The 24,521-nt window shown below is 72.7% G+C and carries 19 protein-coding genes; 12 read left to right on the top strand and 7 right to left on the bottom strand.

Translation table 11 applies throughout. From position 1 onward, the window contains the following. Positions 1-118 precede the first annotated feature (118 nt). Positions 119-265, top strand: coding sequence for a hypothetical protein (locus RGI145_RS25110; RefSeq protein ID WP_156878532.1), 147 nt, complete (start codon positions 119-121; stop codon positions 263-265). Between the two features lie 173 nt (positions 266-438). Next, a complete protein-coding gene (locus RGI145_RS13305) occupies positions 439-1,218 on the top strand; it encodes a DUF4396 domain-containing protein (RefSeq protein WP_075798736.1) in 780 nt (259 codons plus the stop codon). A 13-nt stretch (positions 1,219-1,231) separates the two neighbouring features. On the opposite strand, the gene ybaL is transcribed toward RGI145_RS13305, so the two are convergent. Then, on the bottom strand, positions 1,232-3,061 hold the full coding sequence (gene ybaL, locus RGI145_RS13300; RefSeq protein WP_075798735.1) for a YbaL family putative K(+) efflux transporter: 1,830 nt from the start codon (positions 3,059-3,061) through the stop codon (positions 1,232-1,234). 118 nt (positions 3,062-3,179) lie between these two features. Between ybaL and RGI145_RS13295 the strand changes: the two genes are divergently transcribed. Together RGI145_RS13295 and RGI145_RS13290 are read left to right on the top strand one after the other, a co-directional pair. After that, on the top strand, positions 3,180-3,410 hold the full coding sequence (locus RGI145_RS13295; RefSeq protein WP_019459382.1) for a helix-turn-helix transcriptional regulator: 231 nt from the start codon (positions 3,180-3,182) through the stop codon (positions 3,408-3,410). Between the two features lie 239 nt (positions 3,411-3,649). Further along, a complete protein-coding gene (locus RGI145_RS13290) occupies positions 3,650-6,076 on the top strand; it encodes a membrane-bound PQQ-dependent dehydrogenase, glucose/quinate/shikimate family (RefSeq protein ID WP_075798734.1) in 2,427 nt (808 codons plus the stop codon). An 85-nt stretch (positions 6,077-6,161) separates the two neighbouring features. Here RGI145_RS13290 and RGI145_RS13285 read toward each other — a convergent pair whose 3' ends face one another. Continuing rightward, positions 6,162-7,361 (bottom strand): aminotransferase, encoded by a 1,200-nt coding sequence (locus RGI145_RS13285; protein ID WP_075798733.1) that lies wholly within the window; start codon positions 7,359-7,361, stop codon positions 6,162-6,164. 146 nt (positions 7,362-7,507) lie between these two features. Continuing rightward, positions 7,508-8,002, bottom strand: coding sequence for a DNA-3-methyladenine glycosylase family protein (locus RGI145_RS13280; protein ID WP_083670698.1), 495 nt, complete (start codon positions 8,000-8,002; stop codon positions 7,508-7,510). A 567-nt stretch (positions 8,003-8,569) separates the two neighbouring features. Between RGI145_RS13280 and RGI145_RS13275 the strand changes: the two genes are divergently transcribed. The 4 genes from RGI145_RS13275 to RGI145_RS13260 all read left to right on the top strand — a co-directional run bounded on the left by RGI145_RS13275 (position 8,570) and on the right by RGI145_RS13260 (position 12,893). After that, entirely contained in the window at positions 8,570-9,292 is a 723-nt protein-coding gene (locus RGI145_RS13275) for a response regulator (RefSeq protein ID WP_019459378.1), read from the top strand. A gap of 10 nt (positions 9,293-9,302) precedes the next feature. After that, positions 9,303-10,772, top strand: a complete 1,470-nt coding sequence (locus RGI145_RS13270; protein WP_237183068.1) for an ATP-binding protein — start codon at positions 9,303-9,305, stop codon at positions 10,770-10,772. Positions 10,773-11,178: 406 nt separating this feature from the next. Continuing rightward, positions 11,179-12,237, top strand: coding sequence for a spore photoproduct lyase family protein (locus RGI145_RS13265; RefSeq protein ID WP_075798731.1), 1,059 nt, complete (start codon positions 11,179-11,181; stop codon positions 12,235-12,237). A 77-nt stretch (positions 12,238-12,314) separates the two neighbouring features. Further along, positions 12,315-12,893, top strand: coding sequence for a YqaA family protein (locus tag RGI145_RS13260; protein WP_075800046.1), 579 nt, complete (start codon positions 12,315-12,317; stop codon positions 12,891-12,893). A 46-nt stretch (positions 12,894-12,939) separates the two neighbouring features. Here RGI145_RS13260 and bcp read toward each other — a convergent pair whose 3' ends face one another. Together bcp and RGI145_RS13250 are read right to left on the bottom strand one after the other, a co-directional pair. After that, positions 12,940-13,386 (bottom strand): thioredoxin-dependent thiol peroxidase, encoded by a 447-nt coding sequence (gene bcp, locus RGI145_RS13255; protein WP_075800045.1) that lies wholly within the window; start codon positions 13,384-13,386, stop codon positions 12,940-12,942. An 11-nt stretch (positions 13,387-13,397) separates the two neighbouring features. Next, positions 13,398-16,340: a bifunctional [glutamine synthetase] adenylyltransferase/[glutamine synthetase]-adenylyl-L-tyrosine phosphorylase gene (locus RGI145_RS13250; RefSeq protein ID WP_075798730.1), complete on the bottom strand. Its 2,943-nt coding sequence runs from the start codon at positions 16,338-16,340 to the stop codon at positions 13,398-13,400. Between the two features lie 101 nt (positions 16,341-16,441). On the opposite strand from RGI145_RS13250, the gene RGI145_RS13245 reads away from it, so the two are divergent. Together RGI145_RS13245 and RGI145_RS13240 are read left to right on the top strand one after the other, a co-directional pair. Next, the gene (locus RGI145_RS13245) at positions 16,442-20,329 is read left to right on the top strand and encodes a YhdP family protein (RefSeq protein WP_083670695.1); all 3,888 of its coding nucleotides are present in this window, start codon (positions 16,442-16,444) and stop codon (positions 20,327-20,329) included. Positions 20,330-20,431: 102 nt separating this feature from the next. After that, the gene (locus RGI145_RS13240; RefSeq protein ID WP_156878531.1) at positions 20,432-20,680 is read left to right on the top strand and encodes a hypothetical protein; all 249 of its coding nucleotides are present in this window, start codon (positions 20,432-20,434) and stop codon (positions 20,678-20,680) included. A gap of 116 nt (positions 20,681-20,796) precedes the next feature. Here RGI145_RS13240 and tyrS read toward each other — a convergent pair whose 3' ends face one another. Continuing rightward, on the bottom strand, positions 20,797-22,020 hold the full coding sequence (tyrS, locus tag RGI145_RS13235; RefSeq protein WP_075798727.1) for a tyrosine--tRNA ligase: 1,224 nt from the start codon (positions 22,018-22,020) through the stop codon (positions 20,797-20,799). A gap of 61 nt (positions 22,021-22,081) precedes the next feature. On the opposite strand from tyrS, the gene RGI145_RS13230 reads away from it, so the two are divergent. Both RGI145_RS13230 and RGI145_RS13225 read left to right on the top strand, forming a co-directional pair. Then, on the top strand, positions 22,082-22,702 hold the full coding sequence (locus RGI145_RS13230; protein ID WP_156878530.1) for an anhydro-N-acetylmuramic acid kinase: 621 nt from the start codon (positions 22,082-22,084) through the stop codon (positions 22,700-22,702). A gap of 24 nt (positions 22,703-22,726) precedes the next feature. Then, entirely contained in the window at positions 22,727-23,269 is a 543-nt protein-coding gene (locus RGI145_RS13225) for an anhydro-N-acetylmuramic acid kinase (protein WP_075798725.1), read from the top strand. Between the two features lie 107 nt (positions 23,270-23,376). Here the strand turns inward: RGI145_RS13225 and mtnA are convergent, their stop codons facing one another. Beyond that, positions 23,377-24,483, bottom strand: coding sequence for an S-methyl-5-thioribose-1-phosphate isomerase (gene mtnA, locus RGI145_RS13220; protein WP_075798724.1), 1,107 nt, complete (start codon positions 24,481-24,483; stop codon positions 23,377-23,379). Positions 24,484-24,521: the final 38 nt, after the last annotated feature.

Here is a 24,521-nt window from a genome sequence, read left to right as displayed (position 1 = left end):
GGGACGGACGATATTTCGCATCGTCATCGGCCAGGCCGGCGCACCGGCGGCGCGGGGTGGGGCGGAAGGTCCGGCATTTTTCCGTTGTGTTCACGTTTTGTTCGTGCATGATCGGGGCATGACCCAGCCCCTTCCTTCCTGTGTCTCGGCGACGCGCCGCCGTCCCCTGCCGATCGTGTTCCGGGAGGCCACCATGGCCGGGCTGCTTGGCCTGCTGGCCTCCTGGGGACTGGCGGAACTGGCCCTGCTGGTCCAGGGCTACTGAACGCCCCTCCGGACGCCTCCCCAGCCGGTTGCACGCCGCCGGCATGGCCAGATCGGTCATTTCATGGGCAGACCGGCGCATTCCGGGCCGGCCAGCCCATGCGATTCTTCCCCGCAACCCTCCCGCTGGGGGAGGAGCTAAGAGCCGAGATCCTGACGCGCCGAGGAGGCATTGTGGTCCCGGACTGGCTGAACACTCTTGCCGCGATCCATATCGGCCTGTCGCTGCTGGCCGCGCTGGCGGTGCTGCTGGACATCCTGCTCCTCGGCCGGCGGCAGCCCATGGCGGTGATGGAGGCGGTCTGGCCGCTCACCATGCTCTACTGGGGACCGCTCGGGCTGGTCTTCTACGGCTGGTTCGGCCGGACGGCGCCGCGGGGCCGGAACGCCGCCGCGCATCAGCACCATGGCGGCGGACATCATGCGGACGGGGCGGGCGCCATGCAGCATGGGGCGGGCGGTCACCGGATGGGGCATGGCGGCCAGGGAGAATCCCGGGGGCCGATGTGGCAGGCGGTGTTCAAGGGAGCCACGCATTGCGGCGCGGGCTGCGCCCTGGGCGACATCCTCGCGGAAGGCCTGGCCGCCACCATGGCGCTGACCCTGTTCGGCTCTGTCCTGTTCGGCTCTGTCCTGTTCGGCCGACTCGGCCTCGCCTTCCTGCTCGCCTATCTCTTCGGCATCCTGTTCCAGTACCTCGCCGTCGCGCCGATGCGCGGGCTCGGGCTATGGGACGGGCTGGTGGCGGCGGTGAAGATCGATACGCTCTCCCTGCTGGCCTATCAGGCCGGGATGTTCGCCGCGATGGCGCTGGCCGCCCGGGCCCTGCCGGGGCTGGAACCCGCGAGCTGGGCCTATTGGCTGGTGATGCAGGGCGCCATGGTGCTGGGCTTCGCCACCACCTATCCGGTGAACTGGTGGCTGATCCGGCGCGGCATCAAGGAGCGGATGTAAGCCCCGCGCCGCGTCATCCGGCCGTCTGGCTCGCGGTCCGGTCCGGGGCCCTATCCGGGGTTGGGTCCAGCGCCTGATCCAGTGTCCGGGCCACCTCCTGGCGCGGTGCGGGCAGCAGCCCGGCCGCCCGCTCGGCGGCGGCGAGTTCGGCATCCTCCGGCAGGGCGGCTTCCAGCATGCGCCGCGCGATCTCGCGCTCGCCCATCACCGTCAGGTTCGCGCCCAGCCGGGACAGGTGCTCCACCGTGGCATCGGAATGCGCCCGGGCCACGATCTCCAGATCCGGGTTCAGCGCCCGGGCCTGTTCCACCACCTGCCCGGCCTCGAAGGCTTCCGGCACGGTGACGAAGAGGCGCCGGGCGCCGGTGAGGTTGCCCAGGGCCAGCACCTGCGGGTCGGCGGCATTGCCCTCGATCACCTCCGCCCCGGCGGCGCGGGCGCGCTCCAGCGAATCCTCGCGGTCGTCGAAGACCAGGACCGGCCGGCCCGCCTCCAGCAGCCCGTCGCCAACGATCCGGCCGACGCGGCCATAGCCGATCAGCACGTCGTGGTCGGCCAGCGTGGTCGCCGTCTGCTCGCCGGGGCCGGGGATCTCCTCCTGCGCCTTCTCCATCGCCGCGGCGTCGGCGGCGGCGGCAGCGGCCGCCTCCTCCTTGGGATAGCGGCGGGCGGGGCGGCGCTCGGCCAGGGCGAAGATGAAGGGGTTCAGGAAGATCGAGAGGATGGCGCCGGCCAGGATCAGGTCGCGCCCTTCCTCCGGCAGCAGCTTCATGCCGACGCCGAGGCCGGCCAGGATGAAGGAGAACTCACCGATCTGCGCCAGGCTGGCGGAGATGGTGACGGCGGTGCCGTTGGGATGGCCGAAGGCACGCACGATCAGCCAAGCGGCGGCGGACTTGCCCAGTACGATGATGGCGATGGTGCCCAGCACCGCCCAGGGCGCTTCCACCAGCACCCTCGGGTCGAACAGCATGCCGACCGAAACGAAGAACAGCACCGCGAAGGCGTCGCGCAGCGGCAGCGCCTCCTCCGTCGCGCGCTGGGAAAGTTGGCTTTCCGCCATCACCATGCCGGCGAAGAAGGCGCCGAGGGCGAAGGAGACCTCGAAGAGCGAGGCCGCGCCCGCCGCCACGCCGAGCGCCAGCGCATAGACCGCGAGCCGGAACAACTCGCGCGAGCCGGTATGGGCGACGTAGTGCATGATCATCGGGATGACCCGGCGGCCCACCAGCAGCATCACCGCGACGAAGGCCGAGACCTTCGCCAGGGTGATGCCCAGGATCGTGGCCACCTCGCCGGCCGAGACGCTGCCGCCGGCGGAGATCTGGCCGACCACCGGCAGCAGCACCAGCGCCACCACCATCACCAGGTCTTCCACCACCAGCCAGCCGACCGCGATCCGCCCGCGTTCGGTTTCCAGCAGCCGCCGCTCGCCCAGGGCACGGGTCAGCACCACGGTGCTGGCGACGGACAGGGCGAGGCCGAAGACCATGCCGGCCTGCACGTTCCAGCCCAGGGCCCAGGCCAGCGCCATGCCCATCAGCGTGGCGACGGCGATCTGCACCACCGCGCCGGGAACGGCGATCTTGCGGACCGACATCAGGTCCTTGAGCGAGAAATGCAGTCCCACCGCGAACATCAGCAGGATAACGCCGATCTCGGCGAGTTCCGCGGCGAGTTCGGCATCGGCGACGAAGCCGGGGGTGAAGGGGCCGACGGCGACACCGGCCAGGAGATAGCCCACCAGCGGAGAGATCTTCAGCCGGTGGGCCAGGAGGCCGAAGGCGAAGGCCAGCACGAGGCCGACACTGATCGTCGCGATGAGCGGCGTGTGGTGCGGCACGGCTCTCCCCCTTCCGGTTGTATGCTATGGACGGTCACAAGATGGAGTGATTGTAAGCCGTTTCAACCTTTTTGGGTGATATTGACGCGGTAAATCCGCATCCCATCTACAAGTTGGGATGACACTGACCTCCGGGCAATGCCGTGCCGCGCGCGCCCTGCTGGACTGGACGCAGGATGACCTCGCCGAAAGGGCGGAGGTCAGCCGCAGCACCGTGCGCGGCTTCGAGGGCGGGCAGCACGAACTCCAGCGTTCCACCGGCACGGCCATCCGCCGGGCGCTGGAGGAAGCGGGGATCGTCATCCTGGAACGCGACGCGGCGGGCGGCGAGGGCGTGCGGCTGCGCTGAGGGAGGGGCCGCGAAGCGGTTTCGCCCGGCCCGGCACCCGCAACCATACATTTGGTCCATCCGGAAACCATGGGCGCGACCTGTCCTTACGCCGTTACCGCCCCCGGACGGCCGGCCCGCGCTCCGGCTCCACCCCAGGACCTTCCCATGCACCAGCCTCCCATCCCATCGTTCCGGCCCGGATTGTGGCGGAACGCTCTCCGCTGTCTCGCCGGGGAAGCCGGTGGGAAGGCTGGCCGATGAGGTCCGATACGCCCCGGCGCGGTACGGCCCTGCTGACCGTCACCGGCATTGTCCTCGGCCTGCTGGGCCTGGGGATCGGTGGCCTGGGCGGATGGCTGCTCGTGCTGGGCGGCTCCCCTTATTACCTCGTGGCCGGGCTGGCGATGCTGCTGAGCGGCATGCTGATCGCCACCGCCCGCGTCGCCGGTCTCTGGCTCTATGTGCTGCTGCTCGTGGGGACCACCCTCTGGGCCTTGTGGGAGGTCGGGCTCGACGGCTGGGCGCTGATCCCTCGCCTCGTCGCGCCCGCCGTGCTGGGGCTATGGATCTGCAGTCCCTGGGTCGCGGGGCGCCTGCACCGGGCCGCCGGGATGGAGTCCCGCGCCGCCCGCCGCCATGCCTGGGGCGGCATGGCCGCCTGCTCCGTGCTGATCGGGCTGGTCTTCGCGGCGGGCTACCGCACCACGGCGGAGCGCCACCTGACCTTCGGTGATCCCACGGGCTGGCAGCAGGCCGGCGCCGGAACGGAAGCGGCGGCCGCCAGTGACGACTGGCGCTTCTATGGCCGCACCCCGGCCGGTGACCGCTTCTCGCCGCTGACGCAGATCACGCCGGAGAATGTCGCGGGGCTGAAGCAGGCCTGGTCCTTCTCCACCGGCGACATGCCGCGGCAGGGGGAGAACAGCAACGGGCACGAATTCTCCTTCGAGGCGACGCCGATCAAGGTCGGGAACGGCCTCTATTTCTGCACGCCGCATCGCGAGGTGATCGCGTTGGATGCGACCACCGGCGCACTGCGCTGGCGCTTCACGCCCGGCGGCGACATGAGCCACAACGTGTACCAGGCCTGCCGTGGCGTCTCCTATTTCGATGCGCCGCCGGGCACGGCCTGCCCGCACCGGATCGTCTCCACCGCCTCCGACCTGCCGCGCCTCTTCGCGCTCGATGCCGAGACCGGCCAGCCCTGCCAGGGCTTCGGGGAGGGCGGCTTCGTGGACCTGCGGCAGGATATGGGCCCGGTGCCGCCAGGCTTCCATTTCATCTCGTCCCCGCCGCTGGTGATGAACGGGCGGATCATGCTGAGCGGCTGGGTCTACGACAACCAGAGCGTCGGCGAGCCCTCGGGCGTGATCCGCGCCTTCGACGCGGTGACGGGGCAGCTTTCCTGGGCCTGGGACATGGGGCGCGAGCCGGCGACGAAGCCGCTGGCGCCGGGGGAGGTCTATACCCGCGGCACGCCGAACGGCTGGGGCGTCTATACCGCCGATCCGGCGCTGAACCTCGTCTATGTGCCGCTGGGCAATGCCACGCCCGACTATTACGGGGCGGAGCGGCGGCCCTTCGACGAACGCTATTCGAGCTCCCTCGTCGCGCTCGACATGAGCACGGGCGAGGAGCGCTGGCACTTCCAGACCGTCCATCACGATCTGTGGGATTTCGACCTGCCGATCGGACCCTCGCTGGTGGACCTGCCGGGACCGGACGGGGCGACCATCCCTGCCTTGGTGCAGACCACCAAGCAGGGGCAGCTCTTCCTGCTGGACCGGCGGGACGGCAAGCCGCTCGCGGAGGTGCGGGAGCAGCCCGTGCCGGGCGGCACCATCCCGGGCGAGCGCTACGCGCCGACGCAGCCCTTCTCGGTGGGCATGCCGCAGCTGAACCCGCCGAAGCTGCGGGAGGCGGATATCTGGGGCGCCACGCCGATCGACCAGCTGCTTTGCCGCATCGAGTTCCACCGGATGCGCGACGACGGCCTCTTCACCCCGCCGGGCCAGCGGCCGACGATCGGCTGGCCGGCCTTCGACGGCGTGGCCGACTGGTACGGCGCGACCATCGATCCCGGGCGCAAGCTGCTCTACATCAACACCACCTTCATGCCCTTCAAGCTGCGGATGCTGCCTTATGAGGAGGCGGTGCGGCAGGGCCTGGTGAAGCCCTGGGCGGGCTGGGGGCATCCTTATCCGCAGCCGCCCTTCGCCAACAACCCGCAGCACGGCACGCCCTGGTCCATCGTGGTGGAGCCCTGGCTGAACCCGGCCGGCATCCCCTGCGTCCGGCCGCCCTGGGGGCAGATGCAGGCGATCGACCTGCTGACCCGCAAGGTGGTCTGGCAGCGTCCGATCGGCACGACGCGGGACATGGGCCCGGCCGGGCTGCGCGCGCCCGTCGGCCTGCCCTTCGGGATCTTCAGCATGGGCGGCAGCGTGGCGACGCGCAGCGGGCTGGTCTTCATCGGCGCGACCACGGACCAGGCCTTCCGTGCCCTGGATGGCCGCACCGGCCGCACCCTCTGGGAAACCCACCTGCCCGCCGGCGGCAATGCCACGCCGCTCACCTATACCGGCCAGGACGGGCGGCAGTATGTGGTGATCGCGGCGGGCGGGCATGGCGGCCTGCGCTCGCGCAACGGCGACGAGGTGATGGCCTTCGCCCTGCCGCGATAGGGGCGCGGGTTCCGGCCACGGGGATGGCGCCGGGGCGGGGAGCGGCGGGAGAGCCCGGAACCGCCCCGCCCGGGGCCGTGCCGCCTCAGCCCAGGCCGGAAAGCCGGGCCGGCAGGTCGGCCAGGGCTTCCTCGGGCGCATTGGCGAAGGCGAGCCGCAGATGGCGCTCCTGACCTGGGCCGAAGAAGGGGCCGGGGAGGGTGAGCAGCCCGTGGCGGGAGGCCAGGATCTCCGCGGCCTCCAGCGCATCCGGCGCGCCGTCCGGCAGGCGCAGATAGGCGAAGTAGCCACCCAGCGCATCCACATGCCAGCGGTGGCCGATCGGGGTCATCAGCCGGGCGAAGGCGCTGGCGCGGCGGCCCATCAGGTCGCGGTTGCCCTCACGCCACTCGCGCAGCGCCGGCACTGCCCAGGCGACGGCCTTCTGCGCCGCGCGGGGCGGGCAGATCTGCAGCGTGTCCACGGATTTGGCGAGCTCCGCCCGGAAGCCGGGCCCCGCCAGGATGGCGCCCAGCCGGTGGCCCGGCACGCAATAGGACTTGGAGAAGGAGTAGAGCTGCACGATGCCGTCCCGCCAGGATGGGTCGGCGAAGAGCCCGTGCGGCGCTTCCCGACCCGGCAGGAAGTCGCGATAGGTCTCGTCCAGCACCAGCCAGACGCCGCGCGCGCGGCAAAGGGCGGCGAAGCGTGCCAGGGTCTCCGGCGGGATGATCGCGCCGGTGGGGTTGTTGGGCGTGATCAGCACCAGGGCGCGGACCTGCGGGTTGGCCTCCAGCAGCGCGGCGGCGCGGTCCGGATCGGGCACGAAGCCGTCCGCGGCCGCGCAGGGCAGGGGCACCGCGCCGATCCCGGCGATCTCCAGCGCCATGCGGTGGTTGAAGTACCAGGGGGTGGGCAGCATCACCGCCTCGCCGCTGCCCGCCATCACCGGCATGGCCAGCGAGAAGGCGAGGTTGCAGCCGGCGGTGATCACCACATCCTCCGCCGTCACCGCCGCCGCATAGGTCGCGGCGACATCAGCGGCCAGGGCCTCCCGCAGCGCTTCGTCCCCTTCGATCGGGCCATAAGTGGCGCTGGAGGCCTCCCCCGCCGCCTCGGCCAGCCGCGCCAGCAGCGCGGGCGGGGGCGGATAGCCCGGCACCGCCTGGGTCAGGTCCAGCAGCGGCCCGGCCCCGCCGTCATAGGCGGCCGCCCAGCGCCGCGCGGCGGGGATGGGTGGGGCGGCGGTGGCGCGCAGGCGGGCCGAAAGAGGCAGGGTCGGGGGCAGGGCGGTGGCGGCGGACATGGCTCCATCCCTTCTCATGGCCCGGGGTTCATGGCGAGTGGCCTGTGACGCATGGTTGGCGGCTCGTGTGGTGGCTGCCCCTGCTGCACCCCTGGCGCGGGGATCGGCCCGTCGCGGCCCGCCCGGCAGGCCCACGCGGCAAGGGTTCAGCCGGGCGGCCGGAGCAGGGCCGGCGGATAGCTGGCATGGCGCCACCAGTGCCAGAGGAGCCGGGCGGCCAGGGAGCGGTGCGGGGCCCAGGCCTCGGCGAGCCGGACGAGCTCCCGTGGCGGCGGGCGGGCCGGCAGGCCGCGGAAATGGGCGAGGCCGGCGGCCAGGGCGAGGTCGCCCTCCGGGAAGATGTCCTCCCGCCCCTCAGCGAAGAGCAGATGCACCTGGGCGGTCCAGCGCCCCAGGCCGGGGATGGCGGTCAGGTGCGCCAGCGCCTCGGCATCGCTCATGCCGGGCAGTTCTTCGGGGCGGAGCCGCCTTTCCACCACGGCCAGAGCCAGGGCGCGCGCATGGGCCGCCTTGGGGCGCGACAGGCCGGCGGTGCCGCAGAGCGCGGCATCGTCGAGGCGCAGCAGCCCTTCCGGCGTCAGCGCGCCGGGCAGCGCGGCGAGGCGCAGCCAGATGGCGGTGGCCGCGCGGTCGCTGATCATCTGACCGCAGATCGCCCGGAGCAGGCCCGGAAAGCCGCGCGGTCGGGTGCGCCAGGGCAGCGGGCCGGCAACCTCCTCGACCCGCGACAGGGCCGGATCGGCCAGCAGCAGCAGGCGGCGCGCCGCGTCGAGCCCGGGCGGAGCGTCGGCATCGAACTGCTCGGAGGGTGGCAGGGGCGAAACCGGTGGCGGAACGATGGGAGAGGGAGGCGTCAGGGCTGTCTGTCCTGTTCCGGAACATCCGCCATGGAGAGCCCTTGGAGGGTCACGCCACGGACGGACCCGTATCGGATCTGCGAACGCATATGCCCGATGGGGAGAACAGGGAACAGAGAAGAGGCGGCGGGGAGCCTGAGGGGGATAGTGCGGCTCTCCCGCCGCCTGCTATCGCCACTGCCCCGTGAGGGGGGGAAGGGCAGCGGCGTGTTCCGAAGATGGGCGTTGCGGGCCCGGAACCCAAGTCATGATGCATGCGAAAGTGCAACGGCTGGCAACGGGCCGGCGCATCGCAACAGATCGTTGCAAGAGATGCGGACGAATCCCCGTAACCCGGCTTATGTAACAGCCATGGAGCCTGCCCCTCACATCCTGATCGTCGACGACGATCGAGAAATCCGCGATCTCTTGTCCCGTTTCCTGGAGAAACAAGGACTTCGCGTCACCGCTGCGCGGGAGGCGCGGGAGGCGCGGCGCGTCTGGCCGCTCGGCCGCTATCATCTGGTGATCCTGGACCTGATGCTGCCGGGGGAATCCGGGCTGGATTTCGCGCGCTGGCTGCGCAGCCAGTCCGATGTCCCGATCGTGATGCTCACCGCCATGGGCGAGGAGACGGACCGCATCGTGGGGCTGGAACTGGGGGCGGACGATTATGTCGCCAAGCCCTTCAACCCCCGCGAGCTGCTGGCCCGCATCCGCGCCGTGCTGCGCCGCGCCTCGGGCGAGGGGGCGGCGCCCAAGGACCCCCCGCCCAAGGCGGTTCGCTTCGCCGGCTGGACGCTGGAGCCCGCCCGGCGCCGCTTGCTCGATCCCTCCGGCACCGAGGTCTCGCTGACCGGCGGCGAGTACGAGCTGCTGACCGTGCTGGTGGAGCGGCCGAACCGGGTGCTGACCCGGGATATGCTGATGGACCTGCTGCGCGGGCGGCAGGCCGGGCCCTTCGACCGCGCGATCGACGTGGCGGTGTCCCGCCTGCGGCGCAAGCTGGAGGATGACGGGCGCAACCCCACGCTGATCAAGACCGTGCGCGGCGGCGGCTACGTGCTGGCGGCGAGCGTCGAGCGCGCGGCATGAGGCCCCGGCGGTGAGCCCCGGCCCGGCCGCCGCGCCGCCGGTCCCCGCGCCCGTACCGCCTTCCGCGCTGCCGGCTCCCGGCAGGCCCGGCGCCGGCACCCCTTCCAGCGCCCCGGCGCCGGGGCGGGGCGTCTGGCGCATCGGCTGGCTGCCGCGCTCGCTCGCGGCGCGCACGGCGATCTTCCTGCTGCTGGCGCTGATGCTGGTGCAGGCGGCGGGCCTGCTGATCCATGCGCTGGACCGGGTGGACCTGCAGCGCTTCGTGGAGCGGCGGGAGATTTCCGGCCGTGCCATGGGGCTGTGGCGCACGCTGATCATCGCACCGCCCGACCGGCGCGACATGATCGTGAACGAGGTGGACCTGCCCGAAGGCCTCACCGCCAGCCTGGACGACGCGCCCACCGCCCGGAACAGCCTCGCCAAGCCCGGCGAGGACGTGCTCAGCCTGCTGCCGCCCGAGGCCATCCTGGCCCTGCCACCACGCCTGCAGCCGCGGGAGATGGTGGTGGGGACCGGCAAGGGCCAGGCGCTGCTGGTCTCCCTGCGCCTGCCCAATGGCGACCTCTGGCTGAACCTGCGCCTGCGCGTGCCGCCGCCGCGGCCCTGGCACTCGCCCACCTTTTTGATCGCCTTCGGGGTGATGACGGTGGCGGCGGCGCTGCTGATCGTGGCGGCGACGCGGCGGCTGATCCGGCCGGTGCGCGACCTGGCGCGGGCCGCCGAAGCGCTGGGGCGCGACGTGAACGCGCCGCCCCTGCCAGAGACCGGGCCGCTGGAGGTCGCCACCGCCGCCCATGCCTTCAACACCATGGCCGAGCGCATCCGCCGCTTCGTCGGCGACCGCACGCAGATGCTGGCGGCGATCGGCCACGACCTGCGCACGCCGATCACCCGGCTGCGCCTGCGCGCCGAGTTCCTGGAGGATGACGAGCAGCGGCGGCGGATGCTGTCCGACCTCGACGAGATGGAGGCCATGGTGAACGCCACCCTGGCCTTCGCCCGCGACGACGCGGCGGACGAGCCTTCAGTGCCCCTCGACCTCGCAGCGCTCTGCCGCACCGTGCTGGACGAGGAGGCGGATGCAAGGCCGGAAGCGGAGGACGCGCTGACCTATACCGGGCCGCTGCGGCTGACGGTGCGGGGCCGGCCCATCGCGCTCAAGCGGGCGCTGATGAACCTCGTCGGCAACGCGCTGAAATACGGTCAGGCGGCCCGCATCCGGCTGGAGCCGCCCAGCGGCCGGCAGAACCCGGTGGTGCGGCTCTTCATCGAGGATGACGGGCCGGGCGTGCCGGAAGAATCGCAGGAGGCGGTGTTCCAGCCCTTCCGCCGGCTGGAAACCAGCCGCAACCGCGAGACCGGCGGCACCGGGCTCGGCCTGCCCATCGCGCGCAACATCCTCCGCGCCCATGGCGGCGACGTGACGCTGGAGAACCTCCCCGAGGGCGGCCTGCGCGCGGTGGTGACCCTGCCGGTCTGAGGTGGGTGAGCGTCGCTCTCCGGGGGCAAGGCTCCGCCTCGCCCCCGGGACCCCCACTCCGCCAGGACCCTGCGGGCCCTGGACCCGGTTCGTTGGCTCGTGCTGATGCCGGATCGCGCCGGAGAGCCATGCTCTCCGGCGACCGCCGGTGCCACCAGCGCGGACAGGGCGATTTCCTTCTTCTGGGGGCCTGCTGATCCGCCTGCTCTCCGGAATCGGGTCGCGGGCTGACCCTATCAGTCAGTGCCAACGAAGGGCGGGGTCTGGGGACATGCCATGTCCCCAGTGGAGGGGGACCGGGGGAGGCGGAGCCTCCGCCCGGGGCTAGCCATCGGCGTAACGTTCCAGCACCGCTTGCAGGGCGGCGGTGCGTCGCCACCTGCGGGGGCCCATGGCGTGGAATGGCATGCTGCCCGCTCACCTGCTCGATCCCCGGACCATCTTCCTGGAACCCGCCGTGCGCGACGGGGAAAGGGGGCGCGAGATCCTGGCGCGCTTCCCGGAGGCGCGGCAGGTGGAGGTGGCCTCGCATTGGTCCATCCCGGAACTGCGGGAAGGGGCGGCGGAGGACTGGCTGGCGGCCAAGCGCGACGTCCTGGTGCTGGGGGTCAAGAAGACGCTGGCCTGTCGGCCGAACGGGCGCAGCGCGGATTTCATCGCGCCCTCGGTGTCCAATGGCTGCGCCATGGCCTGCGCCTATTGCTACGTGGCGCGGCGCAAGGGCCATGCGAACCCGGTGACCGTCTTCACCAACATCGACGCCATCACCGGCTTCATCGCCCGCCACGCGGCGCGCCAGGGCATGAAGCTGGAGCCCAACCAGGTGGACGCGCGGGACTGGGTCTATGACATCGGGGAGAATGGCGACCTGTCGGTGGATGCCGCCATCTCCGGCAATGTCCGCGACCTCGTGGCCCTGTTCCGCGGCCTGCCGAACGCCAAGGGCTCCTTCGCCACGAAATTCGCGAATCCGGCGATCCTGGACTACGACCCGCGCGGCCGGACGCGGGTGCGGGTCTCGCTGATGCCAGAGGCCCGGGCGCGGCTGCTGGACGTGCGGACCTCGCCCGTGGCGGAGCGGATCGGCTTCGCGGGCGAGGTCTTCCGCGCCGGCTACGAGCTGCACCTGAACTTCTCCCCGGTGGTGGTGCACGAGGGCTGGGAGGCCGAGTGGCGCGAGCTGTTCCGGCAGATCGACAGCCGCTTGCCGGAGGCGGCGAAGCAGGGACTGGCGGCGGAGGTGATCATGCTGACCCACAGCGCCGGGCTGCACGAGGTGAACCTCGCCTGGCATCCCAGGGCCGAGGAACTGCTCTGGCAGCCGCGCTGGCAGGAGGAGAAGATGAGCCAGAACGGGGCGCGCAACCTGCGCTACCGGCACGGGGTGAAGGGGAAGCTCCTCCAGCGCTTCACCGCCATCCTGGGCGAGGTGATGCCCTATTGCCGCATCCGTTATGCTTTCTGAGAGCGCCGTCCATTTTTTAAGATGAATCTGCGATTTGTAACTTGCTTGTTGCATCGCGGCATGGGATGCGGCGGATCATGCTCCGCGCCCTCTACAACTGGATCATCGCCCTTTCCGCGCATCCCCGGGCCCCGGCGGCCCTGGGGGCGGTGTCCTTCGCGGAAAGCAGCTTCTTTCCCATCCCGCCCGACGCCATGCTCATCCCGATGTGCCTGGCGCGGCCCGACCGGGCCTATCACTATGCCTTCATCTGCACGGTCACCTCGGTGATCGGCGGGCTGCTGGGCTATGCCATCGGCGCCTATCTCTTCGAGGCGGTGGCGCTGCCGGTGCTGGCCGCCTATGGCCATGCCGACGCGTTGCAGACCTTCGGCTCCTGGTTCGAGCGCTGGGGCGCGGCGGTGATCCTGATCAAGGGGCTGACGCCGATCCCCTACAAGATCGTCACCATCGCCGCCGGCGCGGCGCATTTCTCGCTGCCGATCTTCTTCGTGTGCAGCGTCATCACACGGGGCGCGCGCTTCTACATGCTGGCCTGGCTGCTGCGCGCCTATGGCCCGCCGGCGCGGGAGTTCATCGAGAAGCGGCTGAACCTGATCGCGGGCGCGACGGCGCTGGCGATCGTCGGTGGCGTGCTGGCGCTGCGCTACATCTGAGCCGGAGGCCGGGCGGGGCGGCCCGCGCCGCCCCCCGGCGAGCGCTTCACAGCGCCTCGACGGCCTGGCGCACCAGCGCCGCATGCTCGGCCGGCTTCACCTTGCGCCAGACCTGGAGCACCTTGCCGTCCGGGCCGACCAGGAAGCTCGTGCGCTCCATGCCCATGTACTTGCGCCCGTACATCGATTTCTCGACCCAGACCCCATAGCTCTCGGCCACCGCATGCTCGGCATCCGAGGCGAGCGGGAAGGTGAGGCTGTACTTCGCGGCGAACTTCTCGATCGCCTTCATCGGGTCGGGGGAAACGCCGATCACCGTCAGCCCGAGCTTGCCCAGGGCGGGCAGCGCCTCCTGGATGCCGCAGGCCTGCTGGGTGCAGCCGGAGGTGTCGGCCTTGGGATAGAAGTAGAGCAGGAAGGGCTTCCCGCCGAGCGCCGCCTTGCTGACCGTGCGGCCGCCGCTGGCCGGCATGGTGAAGGGCGGCGCGTTCATGCCCGCTTCGATCACGGCGTGATCCTTTCCCGATAGGATGCGCCTCCGCCCGTCTGGGGGAGGGGGCCGAGATGGCGCTCGAAGAGAGTCCGGACCGTCTCGGCGGTTGCCTGCATCTCCCCGCGCAGGGCGCCCAGGTCAACCGGGGCGGCGGAGTCGGCCGTGCCATCCGTCATGAAGGGCGCGCAGACGCGCAGCAGCGCCGTGCCGGCGGCGGCGGGCAGGGCCTCGGTGCGCGGCCGCCCGACGGTGAGGCGCAGCATGGCCTGGATGCTGCGCCAGAAGCGGTCGGCGCGGATCAGGGCGGCGGCATCCTCGGGCGGCAGCAGCCGCGCCTTGGCCAGTCGGGCCAGGGCCTCGCGCGTCGTCGTCGCCAGGATGCGCGGATGGCTGGCGGCATGGGCGCATTGCAGGGCCTGGGCGATGAACTCCACCTCCACCAGCCCGCCGCGCATGGCCTTCACGTCCCACGGCCCCTCGGGCGGCAGGTCGCGCAGCATCCGGGCCCGCATGTCGCGCGCGTCCGAGAGGACCTTCGGCCCGGCATGCAGGGCCAGGGCCTGGCGCACGGCGGCGGCGATGCGCCGGCGCAGTGCCGGCGGCCCGGCCAGCGGGCGGGCGCGGGTGAGGGCCATGCGTTCCCAGCTCCAGGCTCCCTCGGCGTGATAGCGCTCGAAGCCTGCGAGGCCGGTGGCCATGGGGCCCTTGTTGCCGGAGGGGCGCAGCCGCATGTCCACCTCGTAGAGCCGCCCCTCCGCCCCCGGGGCGGTAAGCGCGGCGATGAACTGCGCGGCGAGGCGGGCGAACCAGGTGGGCGCCGGCAGGCTGCGCGTCCCGCCGCTGCTGTCCTGCACCTCGGGCGGGTGGTCGTAGATCAGGATCAGGTCCAGGTCCGAGCCCGGCTGCATCTCCCGCCCGCCGAGCTTGCCCATGGCGACCACGGCCATGGAGCCGCCCCTGACCCGGCCGAAGCGGGCCGAGAATTCGCGCATCACCTCCGGCAGCAGCGCGCCGATGGCGGCATCGGCGAGGTCGGAGCGCGCCTGTCCCGCGGCATCGGCGTCGATCAGCCCTTCCAGCGCATCGGCGTCGATCTCGAAGCGCCCCTCGGTCACGAGGCGGCGGGCACCCTCCAGCGCTTCCTCGTAGTGCCGCGCGGCGCCCACCAGGGCGGGCAGGGCGGCGGCCGCCGATCCGGCGCCCCCGGCCAGCAATCCCTCCAGCGCCGAGGGATGGCGGGCGAGATGGTCGGCCAGTGCCGGGGCGGCGCCCAGGATTCCGGCCACGCGTTCCAGCAGATGCGTGTTTCGCAGGAAGAGGCTGAGCAACTGCACGCCCGTCGGCAGCTTTTCCAGCAGCGTATCGAAGCGGGCCAGCGCCGCATCGGGCTCGCGCTGCCGCGCGAAGGCGGCCAGGAGATTCGGCATGAGGAGCGTCAGCAGCTCGCGCGCCCGCTCGCTGCGGGTGGCGCGGCGGTGGCCGTGGTGCCAGCCGCGGATCATGGCGGAGATGCCGGCCGGGTTGGTGAAGCCCATCTCGCGCAGCGTGCGCGTGGTCTCCGGATCGTCCTCCGTGCCGGTGAAGACGAGGTTGCCGCCCTCGCCGCTCAGGTCGGGCGCGCTCTCGAACAGGCGGCCGTAGTGATGCGCCACGCGGTTGAAGCAGGCCGTCAGGGCGGCGGAGAAGGCATCCAGGCTGTCGAAGCCGCTGAAGGCGGCGATGCGGCGCAGCCCGTCCTCGTCCTCCGGCAGCCGGTGCGTCTGGCGGTCGGCCACCATCTGCAGCCGGTGCTCGATGGTGCGCAGGAAGGTATAGGCATCGGCCAGGTCCGCCGCCGCGCGGCGTTCGAGCCGTCCGGCCCCGGCCAGCGCGGCCAGGGCGCCCAGGGTGGTCGGGTCGCGCAGGCTGGGGTCGCGGCCGCCCCAGATCAGCTCCAGCACCTGCACCGTGAACTCGATCTCGCGGATGCCGCCACGGCCGAGCTTCACGTCATGGCCCGCGACCGCTATCTCCGTCCCCGCGCCACGATGGCCATGCGTCGCGTGGATCTGCCGCTTGATGGAATGGATGTCCGCGATCATCGCGAAATCCAGGTGCCGCCGCCACACGAAGGGACGGATCTCATCCAGGAAGCTCTGACCCAGCACCTTGTCCCCGGCCACCGGGCGGGCCTTGGTCATCGCCGCACGCTCCCAGTTCTGCCCCATGCTGCCGTAGTAGGAGACGGAGGCCGGGATGCTGACCGCGAGCGGCTGCGCGGCGCCGTCGGGGCGCAGCCGCAGGTCGGTGCGGAAGACGTAGCCCTCCTCGGTGCGCTCCTCCATCAGCTTCACCAGGTCGCGGGCGAAGCGCACGGCGGTGGACTGGGCGCGGTCCGGGTCGGGCATCGCCTCCGGGTCGAAGAGGATCATCAGGTCCACGTCGGAGGAGTAGTTCAGCTCCCGCGCGCCCAGCTTGCCCATGCCCAGCACGGTGATGCCGGCGCCGCGCCCGTTGCGGGCGGGGCGCAGCTCGCCCCGCGCCGCGCCCTCGCGCAGAAGCTGGTTGGTCGCCGCCTCCAGCGTCGTATCGGCGAGGCGGGAGAGCGCCTCCGTCACCTGGTCGAGTCCCCAGAGCCCGGCGAGGTCGGCGGCGGCCACGATCAGCGCGCCCTGCCGCTTGGCCCGGCGCAGCGCGGCGCCGAGCTGGGCGCGCCCGGCATCGGGCAGCACCCGGCCCACCGGGTCGAGCGCCGTGGCCAGCGCCGCCTCCGGTCCGCGCTCGGCCATGCGCAACAGGGTCTGCGCCTCCCGCAGTGCGAGATCGGAGAGAAAGGGGCTGTTGCCGCCGAGCGCGGCGAGCAGGGCCTGCCCCTCGCCGGTGGCATAGGCGCGTTCCGCCGCCCCGCGTTCCGCGAAGCTGGCGATCAGCCGTTCCGCCGCCGCCGGATCGAAGGGGGCGGGGGGGCGTTTCATCCCGGGCGCTGTCATCGGCCTTTCGTCCCGTGACGCGGCGGGACGGTCAAGTCACGACGGTTCCAGCGGGCGATGCGGCCGACCCCGCGGCGCGGGCGGAGATGCCCGGCCCCGGCCCGGGGCGCCGGATGCGCCGCGCCCTGGGACGGCTGTTCCGGCGCGGTCTCCTGCCGGCGCTGGTGTCGCTGACCCATGCGGCGATGACGCTGGCGGCGGCGGCGGGGCTGGTGGCCTGCGCGCTGCTCTGGCGGCTGCAGGCGGGGCCGCTGCCCGTGCCGATGCTGGCCGCGGCGCTGGAGCAACTGGCCTCGGGCGACGGGATGAACCTGCGGATCGGCGCCGCCGCCCTGAGCTGGCTGCCCCCGGCCGATTCGGCCGGGTCGCCAGCCCTGTCGCTGCGGCTCTACGGGCTGCAACTGCCGGATGCCTCGGGCAAGGCGCGGCTGGAGCTGCCGGAGATCGCGGCGCAACTCCCGGCGCGGAACCTGCTGCTCCGGGGCGCCTATGTGCCCGAGACGCTGACCGTGGACGGGCCGCTGCTGGTGCTGGAGGTGGGACCGGACGGGTTGCCGGACCTGCCCCGGGCGAACGGCGGGCGGGATGGCCGCGGCTCGGCGGCCGGGGATGGCTCACGCGGGCCGGCGCGGCCCCTGCCGGACGAGAACCCGCTGCAATACCTGCTGCGCCGGAGCGGCGCGCGCGACCGGCTGGCGGCGCTGCACGAGGTGCGGGTGAACGCGGCGCGGCTGGAGGTGCGCGACCATGACGGCGCGGTGCGCGCGGTGATGCAGGGAGGGGACCTCCTGCTGCGCCGCGACCGCCAGGGCGAGAACATGGGATTCCAGGGCGGCGGGAGCCTGCGGGTCGGCGCCGCCGAGGGCACGCTGCGTTTCCTGGGGCATATCGGGGCGGAACCCGCGACGCTGAACCTGCGCGTCTCGCTGCCCGCGATGCGCCCGGCCGAGATCGCGGCGGAACTGCCGGTGCTGGCGCCGCTGGCCGGGCTGGACGCGCCGGTCGCGCTGGAGGCACGGCTCCGCTACAGCCGCGAGGGGGTCCAGGGGCAGCTCGACATGCGGGCGGGGGCCGGTGTGCTCGCCCTGCCGGATGGCGGCAGGGCGGTGATCGGCGGCGGGCCGGATGCGGCGAGCCTGTCCCTGCGGCTCGACGGCGTGGACGCGCAGCGCCGCCCCTGGGGCCATGTGGAGATCGGGCTCCGGCAGGGCGAGCTGGAGATGCCGGGCCTGGGGAGCGTGCGGGTGGGCGGCGCCATGCCCGGGACGGGGACGGCCGGAAGTGCGGCGGCGGCCCCGGCCTCCGCTGCCCCGGAAGCGGGAGGGGCCTCCGCTGCGCTGCCGGCGCTGCGGCTCTCGGCCAGCCTCGGGGAGCCGGACGCAGGCGGGCGATCCGCGGGGGAGGCCGAGGTGACGCTGGGGCGCGTGGCCGTGAGTGCCGCGACCGGGGAGCGGGTGTCCTTCGGCACGGCGACATCCCCGCCCTCCGGCCGGGCCGCTCCGGGTGCGGCGCGTTCCGGTGCGGTGGGGAACAGGGCTCCGGACCAGGGCGCGAGGCCCAGTGGTGGCGCTGGATCTCCTTCGCCCGCTCCCCCGGCCTCGGCGGCCGGTGCGGAAAGCCGGATCGCGCTGCGCTTTTCCGGCCTGGACCTGCTGCAATGGAACATGCCCCGCGCCGGGCTGGACCTGCGCCTGGGCAGCGGGCAGGTGGCGCAGCCGGACGGCACGCGCATCGGCTTCCGCGGCATCGAGGCGGCGGTGGAGACCGGTCCGGACCGCGCGACGCTGCAACGGCTCCGCCTGGCCCTGGCCGAAGGCGCCGGGGCGCGCGGCACCGCGCCGGTCGCCACGGCGCAGGGCGAGGCGCTGCGCCGCGCCGAGGGCTGGCGCTGGCGCCTCGGCCTGGGGGTGGACCGGACCTTCCTGCCGGACCTGGCGCTCTACTGGCCCGCCTCGGTGGCGCCGGGCGGCCGTTCCTGGATCGTGGAGAACCTGACCGCCGGCACGGCGCGCGACGGGCACTGGGAGTTCGGCGGGTTGCTACCGGCGAATGGCGGCACGCCGAAGCTGGAAACGATGACCGGCCTGCTGACGGTGGAGGATGCGACGGTGCACTGGCTGCGCCCCGTCCCGCCCGTGGAGCATGTGAGCGGCACGATACGCTTCCTGTCCCCGGCGGAAATCCTGGTCGAAGGGCAGGGCGGACGGCAGCAGGGCACGGCGCTCGCCGCCCAGGAAGTGCGGGTCCGGCTCTACGACCTCGATATCGGCCAGGAGAAGACGGAGATCTCGGGGCGTGTCGCCGGCCCGCTGAACGACATGCTCCGGGTGGTGGACCATCCGCGCCTGCACCTGCTGCAGACCGTTCCGGTGGACCTGTCGCGCGCGAGCGGCAAGGCGAATGCCACGGTGCATCTCGCCTTCCCGCTGCTGGCCGACCTGCCGGCAGAGCGCATCGCCGTGGCGGTGAAGGCGCAGGTAACGGATGCGGCCCTGCCGGACCTGGTGCTGGACCAGTCGGTGCGCCGGGGCCGGGCCTCGCTGGATCTGACCGAGGCGGGGATGCGCCTCGACGGCACTGCCGATCTCGGGCCGCTGCGCGCGGCACGGGTGGGCATGCAGGTGGATTTCCGCGACGGCCCGCCGGGGCAGCTGGTGGTGAAGGGGCAGGTCGAGGGACCGGCGGAGCTGGCGGCGCTGCGCGGCACGCGGCTCGACATCCTGGGCGACCGGATCGGCGGCCAGGCCGCCGTCAGCGCCCGCTTCGAGCAGCACCGCGGCGCCGAAACCCGGGTGGAGGCCGGGGCGGACCTGGCCCAGGCGCGGCTTTCCCTGGCGCCGCTCAACTGGCGCAAGGCCCCCGGCCCGGCGGCGCGGGCGGAGATGTCGATGCGCCTGCGGGATGGGGCGTTGCGCGGCATCGACGGCCTGCGCATCGAGGCGCCGGACCTGCTGCTGCGCGGCGCGGCCGAATTCGCTCCCGGTTCCCGGATCACCCGGCTGACCCTGGCGGAAGGGCGTGCCGGCGCCTCGCGCGTGAGCGGCGAGCTGGGTTTCCCCGAGGGGCCGGACGGGTTCTGGCGGATCGTGGCGCGCGGCCCGGTGCTGGACCTGCGCGGCGCCGATCCGGACTTCCTGAGCGCGCCGGAGGAGAAGGGGCCGGCGGAGCGCAGCGCCCTGCCGGGCTTCGACGCGGATATCGCGCTGGGGCAGGTGCTGACCACGGATGGCCCCTTCGAGCGGGTCGAGGCCCGCATCCGGCACGACGCGCAGGGCGTGCTGCGGCAGTTGCAGGCCTCCGGCCGCTTCGGCGGACAGGAGGCCTTCGCCGCCGCCATCACGCCGCGTGCCGGCGGCGGGCGGGATCTGTCGGTGCGGGTGGCGGATCTGGGGCGGCTGCTGCGGCTCACCGGCACCACGGGCGACGTGCAGGACGGCCGGCTGCGGGTCCAGGGGCACTGGGCCGCCGATACGCCGGCCTCGCCCCTGCTGGGGGAGGCGGAGCTGGAGAATTTCGGCCTGCGCGGCCGGGCGCGGCTGGGCAAGCTGCTGCAGGCGCTGTCGCTCTACGGCATCCCGGAGGCGCTGACCGGGCCGGGGCTGCGCGTGAGCAGCCTGCACGCGCCCTTCGCCCTGACGCGGGAGGCGCTGGGGCTGGAGGACGTGCGGCTCAGCTCCGCCTCGCTCGGCGCCACCGCCAAGGGGCGGGTGATGCGCCGGGACGGGCGGCTGGAGCTGGAGGGGACGATCGTGCCCTCCTACCTCCTGAACAGCCTGCCGGGGCGTCTGCCCCTGGTCGGGCGGCTGTTCAGCGCCGAGCCGGGCGGCGGCCTGCTGGCCGCGACCTTCACCGCCACCGGCACGCTGGGCGACCCGCAGATCGCCGTGAACCCGCTCGCCATGCTGGCGCCGGGGGTGCTGCGGAACCTGTTCGGCAGCGACGCGCCTCCCCGGACTCCGTCGCGGGAGCGCTGATCCGGGCAGGGGCCTGCTTGAGTCGCCGCCCTGCATGGCCGATAGGAGCGGGTTCGCCCGAAACGAGCGGAAGCGTATGTTGCCTCCAAACGGGGCGACGGCATGGATACACCACCCGGACCCAGCAACCTGGCCCATAACGAGCGGGTCAGGCTCACCGCCACATGGATGAATTCCATCGCCAGCGGCACCGTGCTGGTCGGGATCGTGGCACCAGCGGTGGCCATGCTCTACGGTACGGCCACTCCGAAGGGTGGCATCCTGGCCGTCCTGGGTGGCGTCCTCTTTCTGTTCTCGGGGATCGGCCTACATTTCCAGGCACGACGCCAGATGAAGGATCTGAGGGAATGAACTGGATCGAGATCCTGCTCATCAGCCTGCCGGTGCTGGGACTGGCCGCGGTTTCCCTGACCGGGCTGTATCTTCGCGGTCGCTGAGGCGATCGCCTTTCCCGGCACCAGCCCCGGTCAGCCCGCCCGCACCAGCGCGTGCTTCTTGCGTCCGGCGGAGAGCTTGGCGGTGCCGTCGCGCAGGTCGGCCTCGGTGACCTGGCGGGTCTCGTCGCCCACCGGCTCGTCGTTCAGGCGGATGCCGCCGCCGCGCACCAGGCGGCGGGCCTCGCCCTTGCTGGCGACGAAGCCGGCGGCGACCAGCAGGTCCAGCACCGTGGCGGGCAGCGGGGCGGCGACCGTGGGCAGGTCCTCGGCCAGGGTGCCGGCCTCGAAGGTGGCGCGCGCGGTCTCGGCCGCCGCCTCGGCCGCCGCGCGGCCGTGCAGGATCGCGGTGGCCTCGGTGGCGAGGACCTTCTTGGCCTCGTTCACCTCCGCGCCTTCCAGCACGCCGAGGCGGCGGACCTCCGACATCGGCAGGTCGGTGAAGAGGGCCAGGAAGCGCGCCACGTCGGCATCCTCGGTGTTGCGCCAGAACTGCCAGTAGTCATAGGGCGAGAGCCGGTCGGCATTCAGCCAGACGGCGCCGGCGGCGGTCTTGCCCATCTTCGCGCCGGAGGCGGTGGTGAGCAGGATCGTGGTCAGGCCGAAGGCTTCCTTGCCCGCCACGCGGCGGACGAGGTCGGTGCCCATGATGATGTTGCCCCACTGGTCGCGCCCGCCGAGCTGCAGGCCGACGCCGTAGCGGCGGTTCAGCTCCAGGAAGTCGTAGCTCTGGAGCAGCATGTAGTTGAATTCGAGGAAGGTGAGCGGCTGGTCGCGGTCCAGGCGCAGCTTCACGCTGTCCATGGTCAGCATGCGGTTGACCGAGAAGTGCCGCCCCACGTCGCGCAGGAAGGGGATGTATTCCAGCTTGCCGAGCCACTCGTTGTTGTCGAGCTCGATGGCGTCGGCCGGGCCGTCGCCGAAGGCGAGGAAGCTCTCGAAGACACGGCGGATGCCGGCCTTGTTGTGCGCGATGACCTCGTCGGACAGGAGCTGCCGTGCCTCGTCCTTGCCGGACGGATCGCCGATGCGCGTGGTGCCGCCGCCCATCAGCACGACGGGCTTGTGGCCGCAACGCTGCAACAGGCGCATCAGCATGATCGGCAGCAGGTGGCCGACATGCAGGCTGTCCGCCGTCAGGTCGAAGCCCGCATAGGTCGGCAGCGGCCCAGCCTTCAGCCGCGCGGCGAGGGCGTCCTCGTCGGTGACCTGGTGGATGAAGCCGCGCTCGCGCGCCGCATGCAGGAAATCGTCCATCTGGCGGGGTTCCGCAGTGAAGTGTGCTTGTCAGTGGGCCGGGCGTTAGCACAGTGACGGCATGGTGCGAAGAATGGGGTTGCGAACCATCGGGCTGCGCTGCCCTGCCTCGCTCGAAGGGGTGGAGGCCGCCCTGCTCGAAACCGACGGGGTGGCGGTGACCCGGGCCGGCCCCTTCCGCCTGCTGCCGCATCCGCCGGCCCTGCAACGGGCGCTGCGCGCGGCGCTGGAGGCCGGGCCGGAGGAGGCCTGGGGCGGGCTCAGCCCGGCGGTGGAGCGGCTGGTGGAGCGCTGTGCCGAGGCCGTGGCGGCGTTGGCGGGGTCCGATGGCATGGCGGCCGGCGGCGTGATGGCGGTGGGCCTCGACGGGCCGGGGCTGGCCGGATGCGGGCGGGACGGAGTGCCCGTGCCGCTGCTGGAGGGCGGCTTCCTGGCCCGCCGCCTCGGCCTGCCGGTGGCCAGCGGCTTCGGCGGCGGGCTGGCGGCGGGGGAGGATGGGCGGGTGATCCTGCCATCGGCCTATCCTGCCCTGACGGCGGGGCTGCCGCGGCCTCTGGCGATCCTGGACCTGGATGGCGTGGCGCGCGTGACCTGGCTCGGCGCGGGCGACCGGTGGGGCGCCAAGGCGCTGCATTTCGAGGCCGGGCCGGCGGGCGGCCCCGCCGAGGGCTGGGCGGGCTAGTCGCTGGAAGCCTCGGGCGAGGACATGAGCGGGCGGCTCGCCATGGCGGGGCGGGCCGATGGCGCGGTGCTGGCGAGGCTGATCGCGCATCCCTGGCTGTGGAAGGGGCCGGCCGGCTCGCCGGAGTGGGATGGACCTGGACGGGACGAGGCCGGGCAAGCCGGACCTGGGTATGCCGGACGGAAGCACGCCGGACCCGGGCACGCCCGCTTCGACCGGATCGGCTTCGAACGGGCCCTGCGGCGTGCCGGGGCCATGGCGCTGCCGCCGGCCGATGGCGCGGCGGTGGTGGTGGCCTGTTCCGCACTCTGCGTCGCCGAGGCCGCGCGCCACCTGCCCGCCCCGCCCCGGCAATGGCTGCTGGCCGGGCGCGGCAGGGTCAATGCCGCCCTGCGGCGGGCCCTGGCGGCGGTGCTGGAGGAGCCGGTGCGGACGGTCGATGCGGCGGGCTTCGACGGCATGGCCTTCCCGTCCCAGGCCCTGGCCGTGCTGGCCGCCCGCGCGATGCAGGGCCTGATGGCCGTGCCGGACGGGATGATGGCGGGGGAGGGCGGACGGGCCCGCTGAGGCGGCGGAAGGGAATACCGGCCCCCGACTGGCCCCCCGACTAGCCCCCCCCCTCCGACTGGCCCCGGACCCGCCCCAGCCTGGGGGCAGGTCCGGGGCCGGCGGGATCAGCCGCGCTCGGGATAGAGCCCGGCCAGACCCTCGGCGCTGGCGTCGCAGCGGCCGCGCTCGGTGATGAGGCCGGTGACGAGGCGCGCGGGCGTCACGTCGAAGGCCGGGTTGGCGGCACCGCTGCCCTCGGCGGCGACGCGCACCGTGACCAGCGATCCGTCCGGGGCGCGGCCGGTGATGTCGGTGACCTCGGCGGCGGAGCGTTCCTCGATCGGGATCTCCTTCACGCCATCGGCCACGCGCGGGTCATAGGTCGAATGCGGCAGGGCGACCCAGAAGGGCACGCCGTTGTCCTTCGCGGCCAACGCCTTGAGATAGGTGCCGATCTTGTTGGCCACGTCGCCGTTGCGGGTGACGCGGTCGGTGCCGACGATGACGATATCGACCTGCCCGTGCTGCATCAGGTGTCCGCCGGCATTGTCGGAAACCACCGTGTGCGGCACGCCATGGGCGCCCAGCTCCCAGGCGGTCAGCGCGGCGCCCTGGTTGCGCGGGCGGGTCTCGTCCACCCAGACATGGACCTTCATGCCCTCGTCATGCGCCTGGTAGATCGGCGACAGGGCGGTGCCGTAATCCACCGTGGCGATCCAGCCGGCATTGCAGTGGGTGAGCACGTTCACCGGCTCGCCGCCCCGGCCCTCGGCCTGCTTGCGGGCGGCGATGTCGCGCAGCAGCTCCAGCCCATGCCCGCCGATGCGGCGGTTGGTCTCCACATCGTCGTCGCAGATAGCCTTGGCTTCGGCATAGGCGGCCTCGGCGCGGCGCTCCGGCGGCTGGTTGCGCAGCGCCTCCAGCATCCGCTCCAGCGCCCAGCGCAGGTTGATCGCCGTGGGGCGGGTCTCGCCCAGCATGGCGGCCACCCGCTCCAGGTTCTCCGTGGAGGGGTCGCGGCGCAGCGCCAGGGCGAGCCCATAGGCGGCGGTGGCGCCGATCAGCGGCGCGCCGCGCGTCTGCATGGAGCGGATGGCCTGGGCCACCTGCTCCTCATCGGTCAGGCGGAGGGTCTCCACCGCCCAGGGGAGCTTGGTCTGGTCGAAGATGCGGACGGACCAGCCATCCTCATCCACCCAGATGCTGCGATAGGGAACACCGGCGATCTTCATGAGGGCGGCATATGGCCCATGATCGCGCCGGGACCCAT

It is taken from the genome of Roseomonas gilardii, assembly GCF_001941945.1.
Classification (GTDB): domain Bacteria; phylum Pseudomonadota; class Alphaproteobacteria; order Acetobacterales; family Acetobacteraceae; genus Roseomonas.
Note: the sequence above shows the minus strand (reverse complement) of the source record. Positions and strands in the feature narration are given on the sequence as shown.

Coding starts and splice junctions, on each gene's coding strand:
- RGI145_RS25110 (WP_156878532.1), top strand. CDS start 119: ATGACCCAGCCCCTTCCTTCCTGTGTCTCGGCGACGCGCCGCCGTCCC.
- RGI145_RS13295 (WP_019459382.1), top strand. CDS start 3,180: ATGACACTGACCTCCGGGCAATGCCGTGCCGCGCGCGCCCTGCTGGAC.
- RGI145_RS13290 (WP_075798734.1), top strand. CDS start 3,650: ATGAGGTCCGATACGCCCCGGCGCGGTACGGCCCTGCTGACCGTCACC.
- RGI145_RS13285 (WP_075798733.1), bottom strand. CDS start 7,361: ATGTCCGCCGCCACCGCCCTGCCCCCGACCCTGCCTCTTTCGGCCCGC.
- RGI145_RS13280 (WP_083670698.1), bottom strand. CDS start 8,002: ATGATCAGCGACCGCGCGGCCACCGCCATCTGGCTGCGCCTCGCCGCG.
- RGI145_RS13275 (WP_019459378.1), top strand. CDS start 8,570: ATGGAGCCTGCCCCTCACATCCTGATCGTCGACGACGATCGAGAAATC.
- RGI145_RS13265 (WP_075798731.1), top strand. CDS start 11,179: ATGCTGCCCGCTCACCTGCTCGATCCCCGGACCATCTTCCTGGAACCC.
- RGI145_RS13260 (WP_075800046.1), top strand. CDS start 12,315: ATGCTCCGCGCCCTCTACAACTGGATCATCGCCCTTTCCGCGCATCCC.
- bcp (WP_075800045.1), bottom strand. CDS start 13,386: ATGAACGCGCCGCCCTTCACCATGCCGGCCAGCGGCGGCCGCACGGTC.
- RGI145_RS13250 (WP_075798730.1), bottom strand. CDS start 16,340: ATGAAACGCCCCCCCGCCCCCTTCGATCCGGCGGCGGCGGAACGGCTG.
- RGI145_RS13245 (WP_083670695.1), top strand. CDS start 16,442: ATGCCCGGCCCCGGCCCGGGGCGCCGGATGCGCCGCGCCCTGGGACGG.
- RGI145_RS13240 (WP_156878531.1), top strand. CDS start 20,432: ATGGATACACCACCCGGACCCAGCAACCTGGCCCATAACGAGCGGGTC.
- tyrS (WP_075798727.1), bottom strand. CDS start 22,020: ATGGACGATTTCCTGCATGCGGCGCGCGAGCGCGGCTTCATCCACCAG.
- RGI145_RS13230 (WP_156878530.1), top strand. CDS start 22,082: ATGGTGCGAAGAATGGGGTTGCGAACCATCGGGCTGCGCTGCCCTGCC.
- RGI145_RS13225 (WP_075798725.1), top strand. CDS start 22,727: ATGAGCGGGCGGCTCGCCATGGCGGGGCGGGCCGATGGCGCGGTGCTG.
- mtnA (WP_075798724.1), bottom strand. CDS start 24,483: ATGAAGATCGCCGGTGTTCCCTATCGCAGCATCTGGGTGGATGAGGAT.